The 22110-nt window shown below is 68.9% G+C and carries 23 protein-coding genes; 9 read left to right on the top strand and 14 right to left on the bottom strand.

Going from position 1 to position 22110, the window contains the following annotated elements; all coding sequences use genetic code 11:
* The 8 genes from IEW07_RS17155 to IEW07_RS17120 form a co-directional block, all read right to left on the bottom strand.
* Nucleotides 1-1337 (bottom strand): SCO6880 family protein (locus IEW07_RS17155; protein ID WP_188539475.1); only part of this gene is annotated, 1337 nt, incomplete at its 3' end.
* Nucleotides 1334-3097: a hypothetical protein gene (locus tag IEW07_RS17150; protein WP_188539473.1), complete on the bottom strand. Its 1764-nt coding sequence runs from the start codon at nt 3095-3097 to the stop codon at nt 1334-1336. The genes IEW07_RS17155 and IEW07_RS17150, both read right to left, overlap by 4 nt.
* The gene (locus IEW07_RS17145) at nt 3097-3903 is read right to left on the bottom strand and encodes a DUF8175 domain-containg protein (RefSeq protein ID WP_188539471.1); all 807 of its coding nucleotides are present in this window, start codon (nt 3901-3903) and stop codon (nt 3097-3099) included. Before IEW07_RS17145 ends, IEW07_RS17150 begins: the two co-directional genes overlap by 1 nt.
* 43 nt (nt 3904-3946) lie before the next feature.
* Nucleotides 3947-4240 carry a hypothetical protein gene (locus IEW07_RS17140; RefSeq protein ID WP_188539469.1) on the bottom strand — a complete coding sequence of 98 codons (294 nt, stop codon included), beginning with the start codon at nt 4238-4240 and terminating at the stop codon, nt 3947-3949.
* A gap of 15 nt (nt 4241-4255) precedes the next feature.
* Entirely contained in the window at nt 4256-5200 is a 945-nt protein-coding gene (locus IEW07_RS17135; protein WP_188539467.1) for a DUF6668 family protein, read from the bottom strand.
* On the bottom strand, nt 5197-6783 hold the full coding sequence (locus IEW07_RS17130) for a hypothetical protein (protein WP_188539465.1): 1587 nt from the start codon (nt 6781-6783) through the stop codon (nt 5197-5199). Before IEW07_RS17130 ends, IEW07_RS17135 begins: the two co-directional genes overlap by 4 nt.
* On the bottom strand, nt 6780-7409 hold the full coding sequence (locus IEW07_RS17125) for a hypothetical protein (RefSeq protein WP_229741935.1): 630 nt from the start codon (nt 7407-7409) through the stop codon (nt 6780-6782). The genes IEW07_RS17130 and IEW07_RS17125 overlap by 4 nt, the downstream gene beginning before the upstream one ends.
* Nucleotides 7397-8518, bottom strand: coding sequence for a transglycosylase SLT domain-containing protein (locus IEW07_RS17120; RefSeq protein WP_188539463.1), 1122 nt, complete (start codon nt 8516-8518; stop codon nt 7397-7399). Before IEW07_RS17120 ends, IEW07_RS17125 begins: the two co-directional genes overlap by 13 nt.
* Before the next feature lie 173 nt (nt 8519-8691).
* Between IEW07_RS17120 and IEW07_RS17115 the strand changes: the two genes are divergently transcribed.
* Nucleotides 8692-9033, top strand: coding sequence for an ArsR/SmtB family transcription factor (locus IEW07_RS17115; RefSeq protein ID WP_188539461.1), 342 nt, complete (start codon nt 8692-8694; stop codon nt 9031-9033).
* Between the two features lie 380 nt (nt 9034-9413).
* Here IEW07_RS17115 and IEW07_RS17110 read toward each other — a convergent pair whose 3' ends face one another.
* The 5 genes from IEW07_RS17110 to IEW07_RS17090 form a co-directional block, all read right to left on the bottom strand.
* Complete coding sequence (locus tag IEW07_RS17110; protein ID WP_188539459.1) at nt 9414-10163, bottom strand: DUF4386 family protein; 750 nt, start codon at nt 10161-10163, stop codon at nt 9414-9416.
* 256 nt (nt 10164-10419) lie between these two features.
* Entirely contained in the window at nt 10420-10860 is a 441-nt protein-coding gene (locus IEW07_RS21160; protein WP_229741934.1) for a hypothetical protein, read from the bottom strand.
* 11 nt (nt 10861-10871) lie between these two features.
* The gene (locus IEW07_RS17100) at nt 10872-11465 is read right to left on the bottom strand and encodes a hypothetical protein (RefSeq protein WP_188539457.1); all 594 of its coding nucleotides are present in this window, start codon (nt 11463-11465) and stop codon (nt 10872-10874) included.
* Nucleotides 11462-12463, bottom strand: a complete 1002-nt coding sequence (locus tag IEW07_RS17095; protein WP_188539455.1) for a hypothetical protein — start codon at nt 12461-12463, stop codon at nt 11462-11464. The genes IEW07_RS17100 and IEW07_RS17095 overlap by 4 nt, the downstream gene beginning before the upstream one ends.
* Complete coding sequence (locus IEW07_RS17090; protein ID WP_188539453.1) at nt 12463-12918, bottom strand: hypothetical protein; 456 nt, start codon at nt 12916-12918, stop codon at nt 12463-12465. Before IEW07_RS17090 ends, IEW07_RS17095 begins: the two co-directional genes overlap by 1 nt.
* Nucleotides 12919-13130: 212 nt before the next feature.
* Here IEW07_RS17090 and IEW07_RS17085 point away from each other — a divergent pair, with 212 nt between their 5' ends.
* Complete coding sequence (locus IEW07_RS17085; RefSeq protein ID WP_229741933.1) at nt 13131-13346, top strand: hypothetical protein; 216 nt, start codon at nt 13131-13133, stop codon at nt 13344-13346.
* A 268-nt stretch (nt 13347-13614) separates the two neighbouring features.
* Nucleotides 13615-14835, top strand: coding sequence for a hypothetical protein (locus tag IEW07_RS17080; RefSeq protein ID WP_188539449.1), 1221 nt, complete (start codon nt 13615-13617; stop codon nt 14833-14835).
* A gap of 407 nt (nt 14836-15242) precedes the next feature.
* Here IEW07_RS17080 and IEW07_RS17075 read toward each other — a convergent pair whose 3' ends face one another.
* Nucleotides 15243-15413, bottom strand: coding sequence for a hypothetical protein (locus tag IEW07_RS17075; protein ID WP_188539447.1), 171 nt, complete (start codon nt 15411-15413; stop codon nt 15243-15245).
* A gap of 191 nt (nt 15414-15604) precedes the next feature.
* Here IEW07_RS17075 and IEW07_RS17070 point away from each other — a divergent pair, with 191 nt between their 5' ends.
* From IEW07_RS17070 to IEW07_RS17045, 6 genes are all read left to right on the top strand, one after another.
* Nucleotides 15605-16171, top strand: a complete 567-nt coding sequence (locus IEW07_RS17070; protein ID WP_229741932.1) for a GNAT family N-acetyltransferase — start codon at nt 15605-15607, stop codon at nt 16169-16171.
* Between the two features lie 330 nt (nt 16172-16501).
* Nucleotides 16502-17182 (top strand): hypothetical protein, encoded by a 681-nt coding sequence (locus tag IEW07_RS17065; protein WP_188539443.1) that lies wholly within the window; start codon nt 16502-16504, stop codon nt 17180-17182.
* Nucleotides 17183-17384: 202 nt separating this feature from the next.
* Nucleotides 17385-17711, top strand: a complete 327-nt coding sequence (locus IEW07_RS17060; protein WP_188539441.1) for a hypothetical protein — start codon at nt 17385-17387, stop codon at nt 17709-17711.
* Nucleotides 17712-18186: 475 nt separating this feature from the next.
* Nucleotides 18187-18627 carry a LexA family protein gene (locus IEW07_RS17055; RefSeq protein WP_188539439.1) on the top strand — a complete coding sequence of 147 codons (441 nt, stop codon included), beginning with the start codon at nt 18187-18189 and terminating at the stop codon, nt 18625-18627.
* A gap of 209 nt (nt 18628-18836) precedes the next feature.
* On the top strand, nt 18837-20054 hold the full coding sequence (locus IEW07_RS17050; protein ID WP_188539437.1) for an MBL fold metallo-hydrolase: 1218 nt from the start codon (nt 18837-18839) through the stop codon (nt 20052-20054).
* A gap of 253 nt (nt 20055-20307) precedes the next feature.
* Complete coding sequence (locus IEW07_RS17045) at nt 20308-21567, top strand: Y-family DNA polymerase (RefSeq protein ID WP_188539435.1); 1260 nt, start codon at nt 20308-20310, stop codon at nt 21565-21567.
* The last annotated feature ends 543 nt before the right edge of the window (nt 21568-22110 follow it).

Genomic DNA, 22110 nt, shown 5'->3' with positions numbered 1-22110 from the left:
ACGATGGAGAACCGCACCAGGGACGCCCCTTCGGCCTGCTCGCGTTCGGCCTTCCGGGCCTTCTCCAGGGCGATGATCTGGGAGCTGGTCGGGCGGCGGTTCTTCTGGTTCGCCGCGAACTGGGCGTTGGTCAGCGCCTGCTGCACCTGGGTGGCCGAGCTGTCCGGGGACTGGGGGCGGTAGAACACCGTGACCCGCTTCTGCAGCATCTCCGCGGTGGGGGCCAGCAGGGCCACCAGGGCGTTCTCCCGGAACGTGCCGGCGGGGGGCCGCCACATCTGCCAGGACTTCGAGACCACCCCGCCGTGCTCGTAGCGCCCCGGGGAGCCGATCACCCTCGCGGCGGCGGGGCCGACCTCCTCCCACCGCAGCCCGGTGCCGGCCCCCGAGAGCCGGGCCCGCTCGACCGCGGCGGCCGCCAGCGGGTTGTAGGCCACATACGTCTGGTCGATCAGCTCCGTTTCTTTCATCAGTGACACCGACCCGGCCCCGGCTTGTTCGAGCTGTTCCAGGAACCCGCTCAGCAGCGAGGACACGTCCGTGGTCAGCTCGCCCGCGGTGCGCTCGGGCACGCCTTCGGCCGCGTTGGCCCGGGCGCTGAAGGTCAGCGCGATCCACTGCTGAAGCTTCGGCACGTCCTGGTTCAGATCAGCCACCACCGCATCCATCGTCGCCCTCGCGAAGCCCGGCACCTGGCGGTCCCCGGCCTGGGACCGGCCCACCGCCACCGCATCGGGCAGCCGCTCCCGGGGGTCGGTGGTGGACTGGGTGGTGACCGAGACCTGCACCAGCTCCGTGTTCGACCCCGCGTCGCGCTGGAAGGCCGCCCAGGTGCCCACCATCCGGTCCACCCTCTCCTGGTCCAGCAGCCCCAGCCCGGAGGAGTTGGCGATGACGAACACGGTGCCGGTCTTCAGCTGCCGGTGCCACAGCATCACCCCCTCATGCCCGAACAGGTCGGTGAAGGCCACCGGAACGGTGCCGGCCAGCACACCGGGGGCGCGGAAGGACCCGTCGGGGAGCTGCGAGGCCGGCCCGGCCCTGTACGTGGTGCGGTTCTTCTTCTCGGCCCGGCTGAACAGGTGCTTGGCCAGCCACCGCTCCGGGATGGAGCGCCCGTTGCGGTCCTTGGAGCCCAGCACCGTGGCGGCCCCGAACGCGGCCACCGCGATGGCGGCGGCCACCCCGATCCGGGAAGCCATGATGAACAGGAACACCCCCACCGCCCCGATCCCGAGCACCACGGTGGAGGCCATCGAGAAGCCCAACAGCCCGGCCGTCTTGTCCTCGGCGATGTTGCCGTACTGGCGCACCATCACCTGCGCATCGTTGCTCACAGATCCTCACCACTCTCAATAGATTGCTCGCTGTCCCGAACGACTTCGCGCAGCCCGTATTCGAGCCGCTGGCCGTCGATGAACGATTTCTTCGCCCCCGCGGCCGAGGAACCCTCACCGGCCGGATGACCGGCAGGCCCCGCACCGGTCGTTGGAGCCACCGGCTCCGCACCCGCCGGCCCGGACGCCTCGGATGCCCCACCGGCAGGTACGGAGGACGAGCTCGAGCTCGTCCCCTGGACCGGCTCTGCGCCGGTCGGCCCGACCACGCCCCCGCCGCTGGGGCCCTGCACCTTCTCGGCCCCCGAAGGCCCGCCCGTGGTCGTGGCTGCGGCACTGGTCGACGCGGCCCCGGTCGAGGTGGGCTGCACGTTCTCCGCACCGGAGGCACCCGCGGAGGTGGACCCCGGGGTGCTGACCGGAGCGGCCCCGGTCGCGGTGGGCTGCACGATCTGCGCACCCGAGGCCCCACCGGTGGTGGTCCCCGGCACGGAAGTGGACTCAGCCCCGGTCGAGGTGGTCTCCACGTTCTGCGCACCACCCGGGCCACCGGCCGTGGGCCAGCCCCCACCGGCTCCCCCACCGGCACTGGAGGCCTGGGCCCCGGTCGCGCTCTGCGCACTGGAGCCGGCCATGCCCGCACCGCCTGCTCCAGCACCACCGCCAGGAGCAGCACCCCCGGAAGCACCGGCCCCGCCACTTGCGGCTCCCGCCGCACCGCTGGCACCAGTGGTCCCCGCGCCGACGGCACCAGCCGAGCCAGCTCCGGCAGCACCACCAGCACCCGCTCCCGCAGCGCCACCGGCCCCTGCCGCGGCAGCACCGGTGGCCGCGGTGCCCACACCGGCGGTCAGGGCGCCGACGGCGACCGCGCCGCCGAGCAGGGCCAGCCCGCCAGCACCCATGCCGCGGGGGCCGGCGCTGACGGCCGGGACCATGACCCGGGCCAGGGCGGGCATGGCCAGGCAGGCCGAGAAGATCACGACGGTGCCGGTGAGCAAGGTGATGATCTTGTTGCCCACCTCATCCCCGGTGCCGTCGATGCCGTTCATCAGCGCCAGGCCGAAGCCGTAGAGCACGGCCGCGGCCGGCTTGAACAGGATCACGGCCACCAGCCAGCCCACCGCCTTGTCGAAGGCCTTCTGTCCCTTCGGGGTGGTGGAGGCCGCGGCGAAGATCGGCAGGATCCCGCACAGGGCCCCGGCCACCCCGTAGGAGAAGATCACCAGCGCGGCGTTGAGGACCGCCCCCAGCAGCGCGAACGGTGCCAGGACCAGCAGGATCCCGGCGGTGGTCAACGCCATCCCAGTGCCCACCAGGGTGTTCAGGCCCATCGCCTGGCCCAGCCCGTCGTCGGCGGCGTTGCCGGCGATGGTGTTCACCAGCCACGGGGCCACCTCATCGGTGACCGCCAGCGACAGTGCCACCATGGACACCGCCAGCCCGGAGACGACCACGGTGCGGATCAGGCCCATCACCAGGTTCTCAGCCGACTCCCGGTTGTGGTCCCGTCCGATCCGCAGCACGGCGAAGGCGGTGCCGATGATGCCCGCGACCCCGACGAAGGTCGTCGTCGCGTCCTGCACCCGCTCGGTGGCAGAGCCTGCGCCCATGTCGGGGGCGCCGATGTTCAGCCACCAGGTGCCCACGAAGTCCAGCAGCGTGGAGAACACCTCCACCAGCCACCCCGCCATGAATAGGATCAGCTGCTCCACCGTGTCCCCGGCAATGTCGCCGGCGACGTCCTTGATGACATCCATCAGCTCTTGGGCCCCCACTGAACGTAGGGCTGGCCCTGGTACTGGTCCGAGGTCATCAGCTCAGTGCCCGAGGCCGGGTCCAGCTTCCAGTCCCCGTCCTCCCACACCACATCGGCCTGCACAGCCACCTTGGTCGTCAGTCCGTTGTCCGAGGGCAGGTCATAGATCAGCTGGTAGGAGGCGGACTGGTCGGTGTAGTGGTCCTGGGAGTAGCCGATCAGCGTCGTGGACGCGGATGCGGACCCGTCGTCGCCTTCCTCCACGCCGTCACGGATGCGCTGGGCCTTCTCCTCCAACCGGTCCCGGTTGGGTCCCTCAGCAATGCCCACCTCGATGTTCTTGCCCGCCTCTTCGCTCACGGAGGGGTCCAGGGCCATCGCGTAGGTGGCCGCGGCCATCAGCGCCCCGGCCTCGGAGTGGGCGAAACCCACCCGCAGCCCGGAATCCCGTCGCTCACAGCCGCCGAACTCCGGGGAGGAGGGCACCACGGTGTAACCGGCGGCCACCCAGTCCTGCACCTCCGGGGCCTTCTTGGCCACGGAGCCGGTGTCGGTGTTCAGGTCTGCTTGGCAGTCCCAGGCGAAGTCCTCCCTCCGCTGCGGAATGGCTTCCTCTGAGGCCTCCTGCGTGGAGGCTGTCGCGGTGGGTGCGGCCGGGGTCTGAGCCGCGATGTCGTCGGTGGAGGTCAGATTGCGGATGGTCCACCCGGTCACCGCGACCAGCAGCAGCACCAGGGCGATCAGCGCCGGGCCGAACCAGCGGGGGCGAGTGCGGGTCGCGTCGTCGTTGTCGTGCGTATCCATCATGGGGCTCTCCCTCTCCTTGATTGCGTAGCGATCGGGGTCGGGGTCAGCCGCCGGTGATCATGTTCCAGATCGCCCCGGCGGCCCCGAGCAGGGCGGCGGCGACCAGCGGCCACACCGGGGCCTCGACCTCATCACCGCGGCGGCGGTTCCGCCCGGCGGTGACGAGCCCGAAGATGAAGTAGACGAACAGCACCAGGCCCGCACCCCAGAGGATCCAGCCCAGGATCATGGTCACGTTCTCCATCCCCGGGGGCTGGGTCGGTGTGGCGTTGATGGCGGGGATCTTCACGGCATTCAGTGCGGTGAGCGAGGTGGTCATCCAGGTGGTGGTGATCATCGGGGGTTTCCTTTCTCAGTGCCCGGTCCGGGCGATTTTTTCGATGCGGCGCAGCACGGTTCTCAGCCGTGTGCCCGAGGGGGTGGGGGTGACGCCGACCTCGCGCCAGGCCGGTTCGTAGGGCACGGTCATGGCCACCGGGAACATGCGCGCCACACTGCGGGCATAGGCCAGGGTGGGTTTGGTGATCCGGTTTTTGGGGCGGTCGTGGACGATCACCAGCCCGGCCAGCTCATAGGCCAGCCGGCCGGTGGCCGAGGCCCGGGCTTGTCGGGAGGCCGCCTCCAGGGATCCCGCGCTGGTGGAGCACACCAGCAGCGCCCGACACGCCCACCCCGGTTCCTGCACCGCAGCGTCCGCAACGGCCTCGGAGCACAGTCCGGCTAGCGTGGAGGTGCCCACCCCGCCGGAGGCCCCGACCAGCCACAAGGTGGCCTGGGTGACGTCTACCGGGGCAGCCGTCTCCTCGTCCGGGGTCGGTTTCTGGGCCAGGGTCTGCTGGAGGTTCTGCGGCCCCCGGATGGCTTCCCGGGCGCCGAGGATCGGGTCCTCGTCGATCGGGTCCTCCTCCACGACCACCGCAGGCGCGGCGACGAAGGGGTTGCGAGGGGCTTCCACGCTCACTGGCCCTGACGCGCGTCGGCTCCGGCTGGCAGCCACCTCGCCCGGATTCTGGGCGGTCGGCTGTGCCGTCGCTTCGACGCATCCCCGCTCCACCGCAGGCGCTACGGCTTCTTGCTGAGCGGTGGTGCCGTCGGCGGCTACCAGGAGCGTCCGGGCCCCGGAAGGGTCCTCGAGGCGCAGTCGGGTGTCCTCGCGGGTCTGCTCCGCCAGGGTGGTGGCCGTGGCCAGCACCGCCCGGCGGGCCTGCGCGACCGAGGGGTAGGTCTGTCGACTCAGATCCCCGTCCAGGTCCAGGTTTGTGGTGCCGGCGGCGTCGATCGTCGCGGTCATCTTCATCGGGAACTCTCCTCAGAAATCGCAGTCGGCGAAGGGCTGGCAGTCGGCGAGGGGCTGGCAGTCGGTGAGGGGCCGGCAGTGGGGGTGGGACCGGACACGAGGAGGGCGTAGAGGGATCCGCCCGCGGCACCGTCCGCCCGCGTGATGGCCATCCCGGTTTCAGTGATGACGTCGGGCACCGCCGCCTGCTCCGCCGAGGTGGTGGCCTCGGTGCGCCCGTGGCGGTTGATCCGGGTCTGCTCACCGCCTGCGGTGACCCAGGCGTAGCCGGCCGACAGCGTGCCCTGTCCCTCAAGGCGGTGGACCGTGGTGGCCTCCACATCGACCAGCACCGTCGAGGCCAGCAACAGCCCGTGGACCCGGTCCACCTGGACGGTGGAGGCCGTCAGCTGCTCCCCCTCGAGCTCACGCACCGCGACCTGCTGCACCGTGGTGGCCTCCAGGTCCGGGGCCACGTCGTAGAAGCCGACCACCGTCTGCTTGCCGTCCTTCCACGCGGCCACCACCCGGCCCTCCACGCTGCCGAGGACGCAGGTGAGCTCCGCCCCCTTCGACGGGGCGGGCAGGGTGGCCGGGGTCGGAAGGGCGGCGGAGTCGGTCCCGACCCGCCACACCTTCCCCGCCTTGGCGTCGGCGGCGATCAGGTCCTTCCCCTGGGCCTCCAGGGACTCGGCGGCTGCCGGGACCACCCGGGAGACGGTGCCCCCGTCGGCGGTGACCAGTAGGGATTTCTGGGTGGGCAGATCCAGCCGCGGCACGGTGCCCCCGTCGACGACCACGGTCGCCTCCTGGGGCACCTCGACCCGCACCGGCTCCGGAGAGGACTGATCGAAGAGCACCAGCTCCTTGCCCGTCGCCGCCGCCAGACGGCTCTGCCCCTCGACGGTGACCATGGCCATCTGGGTCACGGTGAACGGCGCCGTGCGGTTCCACTGCGCGACCCCGGTGGCCGGGTCGTGGCCGGTGAGCCGGTGGCCGTCCACGCTCACCGGGCGGCCCGCCCCGTCCAGGACCGCCCTCACCTCGGACCCACCCATCGGGGTGGACCAGGCGGCGTAGGTGTCCCACCCCGCCGGGGCCGGCACCGGCAGCTGCGCCGGCGGCGGGGTGTGCACCACCGCGGTGGGTTCCCCTCCCCCACCCTGGGCCCCGACGACGGTGGAGGTGCCGACGGCGAGCACGAGCACGCCCACGCTGCCCCAGACCACCGCGGTGCGGCTCCGCGTCCCCTTCGGTGCGGCGGCACGGGAACTCCCGGCGCGGATCCTGCCGCCGCCGATGCGGGGGCCCCGTCGCTTCGGCGCAGCCCCGGGTGACTCCGGGGGCTGGTGCTCCTCGAGGGTGCCCAGGTCGGCGTCGACGACCATCTCGAACACGGACCCGTCCTCGGTGTGGCCCTGCACCCGGCACACCGCCAGCCCCAGCCGCCGGCACGCTTCGGCGGCCGCGTCCGCCGCAACCTCATGGGCGGCGGCTGGGTCCATGACCGGGTAGGTCAGGACCTCCCCGTTGGCCTCGGCGAGGATCTGCTGTCCCCCGAAGGTCAGGGTGATCACCGGCCAGGGGTGCACGGCCGCGCTCACGAGCCCGCCTCCCCCGCCGCCATCTCCTGGGACTGGTGGCCCACGACTTCCCAGGCCCCGGAGCGCTTCTCCAGATAGATCGTCACCTGACGCTTACCCGTCCCTGAAGCAGGTTCCCCATCCCGGCTGGCCCACCGCCAGCTCACCTCATAGGCACGGACCGCCTTGTCGGACCCCACCTCCTGGGAGACGTCGCCGATCGCCGGCACGGCCTGGGCCCGGCTGTAGGCCCGGTGCGCGGCCGGGCCCAGCCAGTCCCCCTGGGCGGAGTTGCGGGCCGGCTCCACCTGGGCTTCGGCCCACTTATCCGACATGAGCGCGGTGGCGCGGATCGCGGCCGCGGTCTCGGTGCGGTCGAGGGCCGTGTCCCACGAGTGCAACAGGACCGCCGCCGTCCGGGCGGTGGACTCCACATCGGTGCGATCCACGTCCTGAACCCGCGGGAACGTCCCGTCGCCGGGCACCTGAGGAGTGGGCGCACTGGACGGGCCGACCTCGGCGGCCGGGGCAGCACTGGAGGAGTGGGAGGTCTCCTGGGCCTCCTGCCAGGAGCACGCGGCCAGCGGCAGGACGCACACGGCCAGGGCCGTGATCACTTGGGGGCGGTGGCGGATCATGCCGGCCATGCTCCTTTCTCCCGCAGGATCGGGGCGGGATCGAGATTGAAGCCCTCATAGGGGAAGACGACCTCGGGGGCACCGGGGGCGTAGACCTCCAGGTGCAGGTGCGTGGCCATGCCGAAGCGCCCCCGATTGCCCTCGGTGCCGATGACCTCCCCGCGGGAGAGCTGCTGGCCCGTCTGCACCCGGTGGGAGTCCAGGTGGCAGAAGGCGAATCCGAAATCAGGGTCGTCACCGTTCTCCTTGGCGATCACGCACCCGTCCGGCTCGTTGAACCCGGTGATGCGCAGATCGGTCGGGGCGACCACGACCCCACCCGGCCCGCTACCGGCGCCGGGGGTGGCGATGTCCACACCGACGTGCTGGTTGGCCCAACCGGGCACACCAGTCAGGGCGCGTCCGCCGTAGCCGGAGGTGACCGTGCCCCCGGGCAGGGGCGTGGTCCACTCCCCCTCCCCCAGGTCCCCGTCCCACCCTCTGCCCCCGGGAGGGGCCTCACAGCCCGGGGAGAACTCGACCTGAGCCTTCTCGAGGATCGTCTCCACGTACCGCTGGGTCTCTGCGAACGGCGGCACCCCCTGGTGCTGGACCACCGCCCCGGGCCCGGCGTTGTAGGCGGCCAGGGTCAGACGCACCAGCTTCTCCGGGTCGTCGCCGGCCACCTCCTTCACCTGATCCCGCAACGCTGCCATGTAGCGGCCATAGGCCGGGATCGCAGCTGCAGGATCGGTCACGTCCCCGCCGTCCCCGTAGGCGGCCCAGGTGGCGGGCATGAACTGGGCGATCCCGGCCGCCCCGGCAGGACTGCCCGCATCTGGGTTCCAGTCCGACTCGGCCTCCAGCTGGGCGGCCACCACACTCACCGGCAGCCCGGCCGTCCCGGCCGCCTCCTCCACCAGCGGACCCCACCCGTGAGGCACGTTGACCACCCCCTCCCCGGACCCCTCACCGGAGACGACCGTGGAAGAGGTGCACCCACCGGCCGAGGCCTGCAGATCGGCCACCAGGGCCAGGCCGGCCACACCGGCGACGGGCACACCCACCGCCACCACCCCGACCACCGCCAGGGCGGCGACCACCAGAGCCGACGAGCCGTGGGACTCCTCCTCTTCCACGAGCCACCTCCCTTCCCGAAGCAGTGCCTTATGGCTGTCTTAGACAGCTGTAAGAGGTGTAGCACATTCTGACTGTCTAATGCAGTCGAAACAGATGCGACCCGACGGATCCCCAACTGCTGGGTGCGGGTCTGATGTCAGCTGGAGGAGGCGGGTGCGACACAATGAATCCCGTGCCGTCCGTCGTCCATCCCGCAGGTCAGCCCGACCTGGTCGCCCAAGCCGCCAAAGTGTTCGGAAACACCGTCCGGCTGTCGATCATCAACGTCCTCAAGCACGGGCCGGCGCTGCGCGCGGATCTGGTGGCGCAGACCGGCCTCCCAGCCAAGACCCTCGGTGCCCAGCTGGCCGAGCTGGAAGCCCTGGGGGTCGTGAAGGCTGAGGCCCAGCACAGTCGGGGCCGTCCCATGCTGTACTACGCAAACCAGTCCAGGCTTGAGGAGCTGCTATCCGCCCTCTCTCAGTACGTACTGGAGGGTGTGTCTGATATAGGGGCTCGCGGCGAGTCTCACTGAGGACTTCCTTCCCGTGGTCCACTCCCCTGTTTCGAAGAGCGTTGAACATGTTCAATTAGGATCATACGGATAGTCCCTCAGCACCTCAACTGGAGTGAGTGGTGCATACCCGCGATAGCCTCCCCGTCAATAACCCCTATGGGCGCTTGAGACGTGGTCTCAAAACCCGCCCTGTCGTTGTCCCTTCGCCTGTGCATGGTCCGCAGGCCCTGCATGACGACGAGGACGCAGTCGTCACACCGGGCCTGCCGAGGCTTGTGATCAAGGTGCGCTCTCCGCCGGCGGAATCGGCGTCTCCGCCGCGCTGTGGGGACCAGGCGATGACAGCGTGTCCTGTCGAGCGCTATGACGACAGGCGCTGCTGAGGGCCTGGCCGTCGACTAAGGGCCGGCCTCGCGGGAGCTCGGTGGGCGCATTCGAAGGCCGACGGCGAGCAGGCCGACGGCGAAGGCGAGGACGACGAGCTGGAAGGCGATGACCAGAGCGTCCTGGACGGTGCTCTCCAGGCCCTCGTAGCCGACGGAGAACCCCACTAACAGTGAGAGCAAACCGCCGAGCAGCAGGAGCACGCCCAGCCAGCGGGGGATCACGCGGCTGACGACGGTCGCAACACCTAGGAGCAGGAAGGCCATTCCGAGGAGGAGCCGGAAGTAACTCTGCAGGCCCCACTCTGCCCAGCGGATGGCTTCGGCATCGGCAAACAGGGCTGCCTTGTCGGGTCCCGACGCGGTGGCCCAGGCATCCACGGCCTGCTTGAGCGTGACGCCGTCCACCGCTTGCAGAACAGCCCACACAGCGCCGGTCGCAATGACGGCCCCGGTCGCCAGCAAGGCCAGGCAGGGCGTGCCGGGGCGCAGCGCATTGCAGAGCACGAGCAATCCGGCCAGCGCTACGAGCACGAGGATGAACTCGGCGAAATGAGTGGCGACCCATCCCTGACTCGCCGCGTACTCGGCGAAGATCGCCTCGTGGTGGTCCTCTTCTCCGCTGGGGTGGAAGATCCCGCGCTGGACTGCGTTCACGACGAGGCCGACCAGCATCAGGGCGCCACTGAGGGTCACGGCGGCGCGCAGCGGTGGAGGTTCGCTGGCGACTTCCTCAGCACCACGGCTGCCTCGCATGGCGCCCATCGTAGGCATCGAAGCCTCGGCAGTCGAGCCCGGGCAGCCCGGCCCGGCACGGGCGCGAGCTCGCCCTGACGGTACCCACCTCTCCCCGGTGATAGCGCGCCCGCGCAGTCGAGGCTGTGCAGGCACACTGAACCACCGGCAGAAGAGCCGCCAACGACGGATCAAGTATTGAGACCAGGTCTTACTGAGATGCACGCCCCCTCAATGAGGTTGGCCCCCGCCAGTGTGGCGGGGGCCGACCTCATGGGCTGGACTGCTACTCCTGAAAATTGTCCCGGTGTTTGTTCTCGTTCTTCTCGATGACCTCGAGGATTGCCTGGAGCCCTTCGGGGTCGATCTGTCCGAGGGCTCGGGCGGCGAAGTTGCGAACTTCGGCCCGTCGGAGGGCCCGTACGGTGTGGAGTTCCTGCTCGACCTGCTGAGGGAGCGGACCATCCTCTTGTACAAGGTACTCGGGGTCCACCCCGAAAACCTCTCCCAGTGCCCGGAGGAGCTTCTCGTCGGGGCGCACCCGGGGGTCTGCGGTCTTCAGGTAGTGCCATTTGGTTCGGGAGATGGCCACTCCGCGGTCTTTGAGGCCTTGCTGGATGGTGGCGAAGTCGAAGGGCTCTCCGGCTTCGGTGCGCAGGGTGTCCAGTAACAGGTTGATCTTGTCGGCCAAGATCTGGGCTGACCGCTCCCTGTTGGCGTCCCCCACGTCTTTTCTCCTCATGTCACGATCCAGGCGTAAATGCTTCCCAGGAAGGCCAGCCCGTAGATGAAGCCTGAGATCACCTGCGGCCCGGTGTGGTCCTGAAGCCGGATGCGGCTCCAGCAGACTGCGATGCCTACCGGAACGAACAGCAGGCCGACAGGGCCCCAAGTTGTTGTCAGGGCAACAATAGTGCCGCCCATCATCATGCCGTGACCGGAGATCTTCCACCACGGGCTCACGACAGCGATGACGAGGCCGGCCAAGAACGTTGCGACCAGCAGTGCCACGATCTCGATCGGACCTTGCATCAGGATCGCCGCTGCAAGATAGGCGAGGACCAGGACCAGCACGCCGGCCATCACTGGCCGCCGGTGCTCCTTCACGCTCACGTGATGGTCGGTGAGCACCCCGCGGCGCACCAGCATGAGGACCACGGCCAGTGGAATGCCGCACACGATAAGGGCTGCGCTGATCCCCCACCACAGAGAAGCAGCGGAAGGGTTCGCGCCCCACGGCAGGGCGACGAGAAGTGCGGCCAGCAGCACCGGAGGCTGGAATGCCTCGGTGGCTGTTCTTTCCCAGCGGGGGATGCCGATCTGCACTGTCATGGTGTGAGTTCGAATCTCCTCTCGGCGACCGCCAAGGTACGCCGTCGTTTATGGGACAAGCTCACCTTGTCCGCCCGCAGAGCGTCTTCGATGGCAATAACGGAACTGTAGAGGACCTTCTGCGGATCGGAGGACAGAGCACTGCGCCAGCCCGGAGGGTACCCCCCAGGGCTCCACCGATCGGCTCTGACCTGCTCCCACACCGGAGCGATCCTCAGGATGTCCATCCGCAGGCCCACTTGCAGACGCTGGCCGAGGGCGCAGAGACCCAGCCATGCCACGGCCAAACACACCAGAGCCGCCCCGGGAAGGAATACGGGCCCGAAGAAGGACCTCAACACCACAGCGACGGCATCCAAGGCGCCCAGATGCCCGAGGATCGCATAGGCGGCTTCCAGCGCGGACCCGAGCATGAGCAGAAAACCACCCGCCACCAGGCCCAATAGGGCCGGCCGCAACAGGCGGTTGCGCCCATCCTGGCGGAGGGTGAGTTCCCGCAAGGCGACTTGGGCAACGTTGGCGGCGTTCCATCCGCCCATCGCCATTATGAGCACCGTGTAGACCACGGTCGCCCCCTGGTGAAGATGGTCCGGGATGAACGCCACCGAGGTGGGGCCCCGGTCGATGGCAAAGAAAGCGACGGTGAGCGCCAGCAGAAGAGCAGCACCGACCGTGGCCTCTCTCAATGTCCGCGACCGGCTCCAAGCCTTTCGCTGCAGGGACTGCACGAGAGCGGCGCGCAAGCACCACACGGCACTGAGCGCGAGCAGATTGCGCACCAGATGGAACACATTGGTCCCGCCCAGCAGCGCATCCACGGTGTGCTCGGCGACCATGACCGCGTTGGCGGAGAAGGCCAGGGCGGCCAGGACTGTGCCTACCCACACAAGGTCCAGCCGACGGCGCCGCACCACCTGGGGCAGTCGAGCCCCGGCCGCCACGGCGGCGAAGATGCACGCCGCGGCCTTGAAGAGGCTCAGGAAGGCGCCCAGGCTCATCAGAACGCCTCGAGCAAAGGATCCGCACGATGCGCCAGGCGAGCCGCCAGTTGCGTGGCGGCGTCCTCCGCCGCAATTTCCTGGACAGTCCACGCTGTGGACCGGCCGAGAAGAGTCTTGATCCGCCGGGAGCCCCCGATGTGCGAGAAGGCGGTCCCCAGCGTCAGTTCGCACCCGCTGTGCATAAGGAGGATGTGCCCGTACTCGTGCAGAATCACGTGCCGACGCAGAAGCTCGCTCTCACCCGCAGCGTGAAAAATCCACGACCGTTCATCCGTCTCAAGCCACAAGCCCGTGACGTCCTTACCGAGCCCCGCAGGGGCCGGCTGAATCGCGATGGGCTTGCCGTGCCGCCGTTCGACCTCTCGATGGAGCTGCTCCCGTGTGAGAGATAAGGGCAGGTCAGCCAGCGGATCAGAGCCGGATCGCGCTATCACTCCTCCAAGCCACGACATGCCCTTCAGGCTACCCCCAGGTTGAACATGTTTATGTTGAACATGTTCAATTTGGGGTATCGTGAAGCCATGTCTCCCAGCACGCACGCTTTCAGACGTGGAGCGATGAAGGCCAGCCAGCTCCCCACCCTGCAGCAACGACCACGTCAAAAGTCATGAAGACACGCCCGATACCGCTATCGGTATCGGTCTCCATGTGCGATGATCTGCCCATGACCGATTACCAGCAGCCAAAGTTGCAGGGCCACAAAGTGGCCCTGATGGCGCGGGTCTCTCCAGACCAGCACCGTGCGGCTATTGAAGCCTCCCGCAACGCGGGCCTCAGCATGGCTGAGTACATCGGTGCTCTGATCGACCGCGATCGAGGAAAATCCAACAAGCTCGATAGCAGAGAGGAACCGCGCTTGCCGCTGGCTAACTCCGCTTAAACGACTGACGGCCCGCCTTGCCGGGCGGGCCGTCTAAGTCATTCGGCTGTCTCCGTCGCCAAACTGCGACAGCCGTTTCAACAGCTAACTGAATCGGAACCTGTCATGAACCCAATACCAGGGGACTGTTGTGTCTCCTAGTGTACCTGAGGCGTTCCCGCAAGGGGACCCCTCGCGGCTTAACGCCGCCAATTTTCCCTCTGAGCCGTCTTTTGACGGCTGCTCAGCGCTCGATGCGGAGTTGCCCTCGCGGCGTCGTCGGGTGCGTGTGGCCTATGAACGCTCCAAGGCCGTGGTCCTGCGTGCGGTGCCCAAGGGGTGCCGGCTGGCCCGTCACGTGGTGGCGTGGAAGCGCGCCGCTTTGGAGCACCCTGCCCTGGAGCTGATGCGCGCCGACGGGCGGGCGAACATGGCCGCCCTGATCGAGGTCATCGCGGTGCAGCAGGACCCGGCCTCGCGCACCTGGCGCACCACCTGGGCCTGGGTCGCCGAACGCCTCGGTGTCCATGAGGACTCGGTGGGGCGGATGATCCGCCGGCTCAAGGACTGGGGACTGCTGGCCGTGGTGGCCACCGGCCGCTCGGCCGCCTACACCCCCCGGGCCACCGGCAAGAAGCAGGGCGAGGCCCCCGTCTACGCCCTCACCACCCCGTCCCCGCCCACCCCGGCAACACCGCCGGAGACCGCAACCGAAACCCCCACCCACGCGGAAGAGGAGTCAATGCCTGTGGAAATAAATGTCGGCCCGGTCCCCCCGAAGGGGGTCTTGTCCCCCCCGCACGCGCGCGAAGAACTTTCCCCGAAGGACGCGGCTACGCCGCGACCCACCGCCAAAGCCGCCGCACAGCGGCGGGAAGTCCAAGCCGCCCTCTCACAGCGTTCAGCTCCACTGTGGCCAGCTCACGCGACGGTGAAGCCGCAGAGTGTGGGGGCGACCCGTCGAGATTGGAAGCACACTTACCGTTGTGCGGGGCTCGAACTCCAACACCACGCCCTGGTCCTGCGCCGCATCACCACCGCCTACGTCGTCTCCGTGGCGAAGCCCCATTTTGAGGCCGGCTGGAGCATCGCCGACATCCTCCACACCCTCAACTGGACACCTAACGGTCAGCGCTACCCCCACGACTCGGTCGCCGGCATCGAGAACCCCGGCGCCTGGTTCGCCGCCCGCCTCAGAGCCTGGACCCACCAAGACGGCACCCCCATGCGCTCCCCCGACCAGAGGGCCGCGGCAGAGGCTGAACAACGCCGGGCCGAGGCCATCACCGCCGCCGCCCGCCACGCACGCCGCGAAGCAGCCCGCCAGGCCGCCGCACCCAAGATCGACACGAAGGTCCCGGCCGATGTTCAAGCGGCGGGTGGGGATGATGTGACCGTTAGGTCGCAGGGGTCTGGGCCGGTGGATCGGCGGTCGTTTAGGGAGCGGTGGGCTGCGCAGATCGCAGCCGGCCACGCGGCCGTGCTCGCCGAACACGGCCGGGGCAGGTGATGGATCCACTCCCCTGCCGGCCGGACACCGCGTCCACGGCCTCGGCCGGCCCTGCCCCGGTTGGCTCAGGGTCTCAGATGAGCTCAGGCGCGGGTGCGGCGTTAGGGCAAGGCCCCGGGATGTTCCCGGCCTCGCCCAGGTCCTCGCCACGGGCGAAATTGGCCCACAGTCGGCGCAGCTACCTCCTGCAGGCCTCCCTCTCCGCCCAGATCGCACCGGCTACCAGCCCAGTGTTCGCCCAGGTGTCTTCGGGGCCGCACAGCAGCGACAGATCGATCGGGTGGGCCGCACCATAGTCGTTACCCGGGGCAGCCCAGGAGAGCGCATAGGTGTGGGCCGCCCTGCCGGCTTGGGTGTGCCGGGTAGCGAAACGGCCGATGGTTCGGGTGTAGACCGCCGCCGTGGATCTAGACCGTCACTGGCAGGTTCTCCTCCAGTGTCAGGTCGCCGGGCATGGTCGCTGACAGCCGTTGGCAGTGCTTGTCGCGGGCCAGCCAGGCCAGGGCGTCGCCGAGGACGGCGGTGAGGAAGGGTGAGTCCACCTGCGGGCACGCCGGGGACAGCTGGGTGACCTCCATGGGCTGGGTTCAGTCCGGGGCCGGGGCAGCAGCGGTGGACCGGGTGACCGTGGCATAGGGAGTGCCTCAGGGGGAAGGGGTTGCCTCTGAGGCCTCAGCACCTGGTCGCTGCCCACGGCGCCATCTGATAGGTCTTGTCACCTGGCATCCGGTCCCTGCCGCCTCCCTGATCGAAAGGACGTTTCGTGCCCGTGCGCCCTGCTCTGCCCGAGGACGTGCCTGCCCTGGCCGATCTCGCCGCCGCGACCTTTCCCCTGGCGTGCCCGCCCCACCTGAGCAGGGAGGCCATTGCGGGGTTCATCGCCGAGTCCCTGTCCGTCGCCTGCTTCAGCGGCTACCTCCAGGATCCCCAGCGGGTGGTGCTGGTGGAAGAGAGCGGCGGGGTGCTGGGCGGCTATGCCATGGTCGTGCTCGGGGACCCGGCGGATCCGGAGGTGGCCGGGGCGGTCACCGGTCGCCCGACGGCACAGCTGAGCAAGTGCTACGTCGTGGCCGACCATCACGGCACCGGCCTCGCCGGGTCCCTGATCACCGCGTGCCTGGATGTCGCCGGCGGCCGCGGGGCGCACTCGATGTGGCTGGGCACCCACCAGGACAACACCCGGGCCATCACCTTCTACACCAAGCACGGGTTCACCGTCGTGGGGCGGCGCCGCTTCACCATCGGGGGCCGCCAGGAGGACGACGTCGTGATGGAACGCCTCCTGCCCGGCTCCTCCCCCACGCCCGGGGAGCCCCCCGCCGTCGACCACCGCTGAGACACCCGGGGCGCAATTCCACAAGCGAGCAGCTCTCCGTGGCGGTCATCGGCCGCCCACGACCGCATCGGCACCGTCACTCCCCGGCGCCATGAGCCGCCCGGACGCCGGCAGGCGGTGAGGTATCGGGGTGTGAGACCAGCTCGCACGGCGGCCGCCAGGGGTGGGGGGCAGCGTCGAGGCCCGGCCGCCAGGTAGTGGTCTATAACGATCGAGCAGTCAGCGGCTCCACCTCAGCTCCCGTGCTTGTTGCCCTCTGACCCACGCCCTACCATTAACGTATGCAAATACACGTTTCTCAAGGGGCGTGCGGCGACACCGGGAGGGGTCATGGACGGCAAGGACGCGCGGGGCCAGGCGGGGGATCTGTTGGATCTCCTCCCGCGGGAGTTCCAGGACAAGGAGGTGCACCGGCGACTGCGCAAGCTGATGCGTGAGCTCGACGAGCTGGTGTTCGAGCACGAGGGTGAACTGTTCGTGGACGCCGAGGTGGCAGCACGGCTGCTGCGCGATCCGGAGGTCTTCCCCGACCACGTGCGCGGTCAGGCCCGGAAGGGTGTGGAGAAACATCTGCGTCAGCGCACCCGGGGCACCGGACGGAGGGTCACGTGGCGGGAGCTGACCACCCGGGGCGAGGTGCCCATCGCGCCGATGTCCTTCCAGGAGCTGCGGGGGCTGGGCCTGTCCCCGGCCACCTCCGGGAAGGACGCCCGGCGCATCATCGCCGGTCACTTCCCGGACTTCCCGCCCAAGCTGCTGGACGCTGACGCGGCGGCGATCCAGGAGATCGCGGTGCAGGGCATCGGGCACAACCGCACGGTGTGGGACTGTGTGGTCTCGAAGATCGGGTACTGGGCCGCCCTGGCCGTCTTCGCGGCCTTCGGTGCGTTGCTCATCATCGGTACCGCCACCGGTCCGTGGGGGATCCCGCTGGCGATCTTCCTCGCCGCAACCTTGGGCGGGGGGACGGCGGTCATCGTCGCCAACTGCGTCCTGAACCCCAACCGCTGAACCGCGACACCTGAGCCCTGCCCCCGGCGGTCACCCCGGCACCGTGTCCGTCCGCCGGCTCCTCGCCGACATCCCTGGCTCTGTCCCGCTGGCGCCCGGGCCGGGCCTGCCGCATGCGATCCCTTGAAGTGGCAGCAGGGCTTCAGGTCCCGCTCAGCCCGTATCAGCCCACCCTCAGGGGGCCAGGAATAGCGTCTGCCCCATGCACACCACCTCTGCTGTCCGGTTCCTCGACGCCTCCGCCTATGCCGTCGAGCGGCTGCTGGCCCAGGCTCTCCACGACGACCAGGTGAGCGTGGAGGCGGTGGTGGTCCTCGACGCGGTGGCCGACCACCTCCTCGAGCAGGTCCGCCCCCTGGATCTGCAGGTGGTGGCCGCGCAGACCCAGCTCACCGGTGAGCAGCTCCAGGACGCCCTGCAGCTGCTGGAGGCCCGGGGGTACCTGCACGAACTCGCCGCCCACGTCCCGTCCGCTGCCACCCTGCGCCGCGCGATTCTGGGTTCTGGGGTCCTGTGTCACGCCGCCTGAACGGGCACCTTCCAGGCGCCTGGCTCGTGCCGACAGGAGTGGCGTGGTGCTCGCTGCGGCAACCACCTCACCGTCGAAGCCGGCACTCCGGGCCCGGGTCGAGCTCCTGCCCGGTGTACCGAGCACAGGACCGGCCGACCGTCCTCCCTGCAAGCCACCGGGCGTCCCGTCCCGGGCGCCTGTGCCGGAGGGTGCACCGATGAATGCCATTCCCGTCCCCGTCTTTGCTCTGCCCTGATAAGAGCGGTTGGTGGTCTTCCGTTCGCCCTCGTTGCACCAGGCGGTGCTGCGTGTCCCACCCGTCATCCGGTGAGCTTCCCCTGGGGGCGGTTGTACTGGGCGGCGGGGCAGGGGGCATGCCTGCCCCAGGACGCACCCGAAGCACCAGTGGATCAGCGTTGGCCCTACCGAAAATCAGTTCTATAAAAGAGCGGTGCAATACTTAAATATCGAATAATTGTTCTATCCTGGCGGCATGAGACACCCAGTACCGCTCACCATTGATGACCCCGTGTGGGTCTCTGCGGTCCTGGTCCGAGTCCCGGCTGGCTTCCCCTCCCCTGCCCAGGACAGCTTCGACGACGGCCGGATCGACCTCAACGAGGTGTTGATCAGAGACGTCACCTCCACCTACCTCTTCCGCGTCACCGGGGACTCGATGGAAGGCATCGGGATCTACCACGGCGACGAAGTCCTCGTGGACCGCTCCCTGACGCCCAAGCACGGCAGCGTGGTGATCGCCGTGCTCGACGGTGACTTCACCATCAAGACCCTCCACGTCTATCCCGAGAAGGTCGTGCTGCATCCGGAGAACCCGGCCTATCCGGATGTGGAGGTTCCGTCCCTGTCGACCCTGCACATTTGGGGTGTGGTGGTCTACGGAATCCGTCACGTCTACCCGCGGAAGTTCCGTTAGCGCAGGGCGAGCGGCTGGTTACGGCCACCCCATCCAGTGCGCATGCGTATGAATAACCTGTGATTATGTATTGTTGAGGTGCCCAAAAGCGGGTTCTGGCCAGCGGTGATGTTCCATACTGGATCTTTGTCCATGATACAAGTCACTTCTTTGGGGGATCTTTCATGCCCGGCCCTGGTTCCGATCACAATGCCGTCCCGTCGAAGGGGATGTCCCGCCGGCGTGCGCTCGGCCTGGCCTCCGCACTGGGGCTGACGCCGCTGGCGGCCACGGCCTGCGCACCGGCCAGCCAGGCGTCCTCGGCCGGTGGAGCCGCTTCTGCCACCGCCTCGGGTGTCTCGGCCGCCTCGGCCGCCTCGGGCGCACCGGGGCGGGCGGTGGGCCGGGCCCCGCTGACCACCGACGCGAAGAACCGGATCGTGCTGCTGGGCACCAGCGGCGGCCCGCCCTGGTGGAACGACTCCCACCGCGAAGGGGTCTCCTCCGCGGTGGTGGTCGGGGACAAGTACTACCTGGTGGATGCCGGGGACGGGGTCGGCAAGCAGATCAAGAAGGCCAAGCTCGGTGCCTGGGACAAGGACATGCGCGGTCCGCTCGACGCCCTGGTGGCCGTCTTCCTCACCCACCTGCATTCGGACCACATCTCCGACCTCTACAACATCCTCGGCACCGGCCTGCAGAACGGGGTGGCCATCCCCGACCGGGTCCTGGAGATCTACGGGCCCGGCAACCGCGGGGCTCTGCCGGTGAACTACAAGGGGGCGAAGATCCCGGCCGACCAGGTGGTCAACCCGGCCAACCCCACTCCGGGAACCCGGGAGACGATCGAGGCGATGGTCAAGACCTTCGCCACGGACTTCAACGACCGCATCATCGACTCCGGCTACCCGCCGCCCCGGGACTTCTTCACCGGCCGTGACATCGTCCTGCCCGCCGAGCTGGTTGATGACCCCAACGGCGACCCGCACCCGTCGATGAGCCCCGTCGAGGTCTTCGAGGACGACCGGGTGAAGGTCACCGCCACCCTGGTCCAGCACGCCCCGGTCTTCCCGGCCTTCGCGTTCCGCTTCGACACCGACACCGGGTCCGTGACCTTCTCCGGGGACACCGGCCCCAGCGAGAACCTCGTGGAACTGGCCAAGGGCTCCGACGTCCTGGTGCACGAGGCCATCGCCGCCGAGTGGGTGGCCCAGCGCCACCCGGAACCGCGCGACGCGGCCGCCGAGGCCGAGTACCAGCACCTGATCGGGGCGCACACCACGATCGAGGACGTGGGGGGCATCGCCGAACGCGCCGGGGTGAAGAAGCTGGTGCTCAACCACCTCGTCCCGGGCAACTGGCCGGTCGAGAAGTGGGAGAAGGCCGGGGCGAACTTCTCCGGAGAACTGGTGATCAGCGAGGACTTCGACGCCATCGCCATCGGCTGACCACAGCCCGCCACCGGGCAACTCGTGGGCTCCTGCCTACCCCTCGAGCAGGAGCCACGAGTTGCCCGGTGGGGCCGTTGCCCGGGCACATCCCGCCCCATCCCCCATGTCCGGCCGTGAGGGCCCGGCAATGATGTCGTCTCCAGCGGCTATACCTGCTCTCATGAGCAGGTATCAGATCTCCAGATACAGGGAACACCGCAGGAACGAACATCGCGATATGCCAACACACTGACCAGGGCGGTGATGTGCGGTGATCGCCCTGGTGGACGTGAACAACTTCTACGCCTCGGCCGAGGTGCTCTTCGAACCCTCCCTGGCGGGCAAGCCGTTGGTGGTGCTCTCCAACAACGATGGCTGTGTGGTCGCCCGCTCCCCCGAGGCCAAGGCGCTGGGGATCAACATGGGCGACCCCTGGTTCCAGCTACGTGCCGACGCCCAACGCTGGGGACTGGTCAAGCGGTCCTCCAACTACCAACTCTACGCCGACCTGTCCGAGCGGGTGATGCTGCTGCTGGCCCGTCACAGCCTCGGGCAGGAGGTGTACTCCATCGACGAGTGCTTCCTGCTCCCACCCGATGGCACCCCGGCCGAGCAGGTGCGGTGGGCACGCCGGCTGAAAGCCACCGTGGCCCGCAACGTGGGGTTGCCGGTGAGCATCGGGATCGCCGGCTCGAAGACGAGGGCCAAGATCGCCACCGAGGCCGCGAAGAAGCTGCCGGCCACCGGCGGGGTCGTCCACTGGGACCAGACCCCCGAAGGGTACTGGGAGCGACTCATGGAAGCCCTGCCGGTCACCGAGGTCTGGGGCATCGCCGGGCGGCTGGCCAAGCGCCTGGAGGCGATGGGCATCGCCACCGTCGCGCAGCTGCGTAATGCGGATCCGGTGGCGATCCGGGACCGGTTCTCGGTGGTGCAGATGCGCACCGTGCTCGAGCTCAACGGCTTCCCGGCCATCCCCCTCGAGGACGAGGTGGCCACCAAGCAGCAGATCCTCGTCTCCCGCTCCTTCCCGGACCGGATCTATGACCCGGAGGTCGTGGGGGCGGCGGTGGCCGAGTTCGCCCAGCGCGCCTCCCGGCGCCTCCGGAAGGAGGGCGAGGTCGCCGGGCGCCTGACGGTGTTCGCCACCACCTCACCCCATCGGCCCGGACCCACCCACCACGTCTCGGCCCACGTGCGCTTGGCCGTGCCCACCCACCAGCCCGGTCCCCTGGCCGCCGCCGCCCGGGCTTCTCTGGTGCCCAAGCTGCTGCCTGGGATGCCGTACATGCGCGCCGGGATCCTCTGCCTGGACCTGGCACCGGAGGGGGCGGTGCCGATCCTGCCCGGAGTGATCGAGCAGCCGGCCCCGATCGGGGAGCTGATCGATGCGGTGAACGCCCGCTTCGGCCACCGCACCCTGGCCCTGGGCCGGTCCGGCACCCACTCCCCCGCCCCCTGGGCCACCCGCCAGGCCGACCTCTCCCCCAGGTACACCACCGACTGGGACGAGCTGCGCACCGTTAGCTGACAAGGACACAGCAGCGGCTCCCGCGCATTTCCTCGGCCCTAGAGAGACTCCAGAGCGCCTGCCCAAAAGAACCGCGGTGCACCTCTGCGGAGGCTCAGACAACACCGTAGGTGGGGCGCTTCAGCTGTCGCCTTACTCAAACCCCTTGTCCCACCAGGGATGCGCGGGATGTTCCTATGTGGCGTATATTCAATCTAGTAGTCAGTCGTAGTGGGCAAAAGCTGATCCTATTGCCTCCCGCTCCGACGCGACAGAAAAGCATGACGCATGCGTGATGTCGCTTAGGGCTGACCCGAAGGGCGGACCCCACCGCTTTAGGTCACTCGACCCTCCGATGGCAGAAGCGCATTAGACGCAGCAGAGACACCTTAATAAATATAATGAATATACGCGGTTAACTTGCGATAGACACTGGATGCGATGTCTATCCCCCAGTGCTAGGCAATGTCGTCGGGGCAAGGGGCCCCGTTTCGGTGCCTGAGTGTCCCCCGCTTCCGGGGCTCACCTAGGACCGGTCTTGTGCACCGGGACCGTGCGCGGGAT

Source organism: Kocuria dechangensis (assembly GCF_014636775.1).
In the GTDB taxonomy this organism is placed as follows: Bacteria; Actinomycetota; Actinomycetes; order Actinomycetales; family Micrococcaceae; genus Kocuria; species Kocuria dechangensis.
Note: the sequence above shows the minus strand (reverse complement) of the source record. Positions and strands in the feature narration are given on the sequence as shown.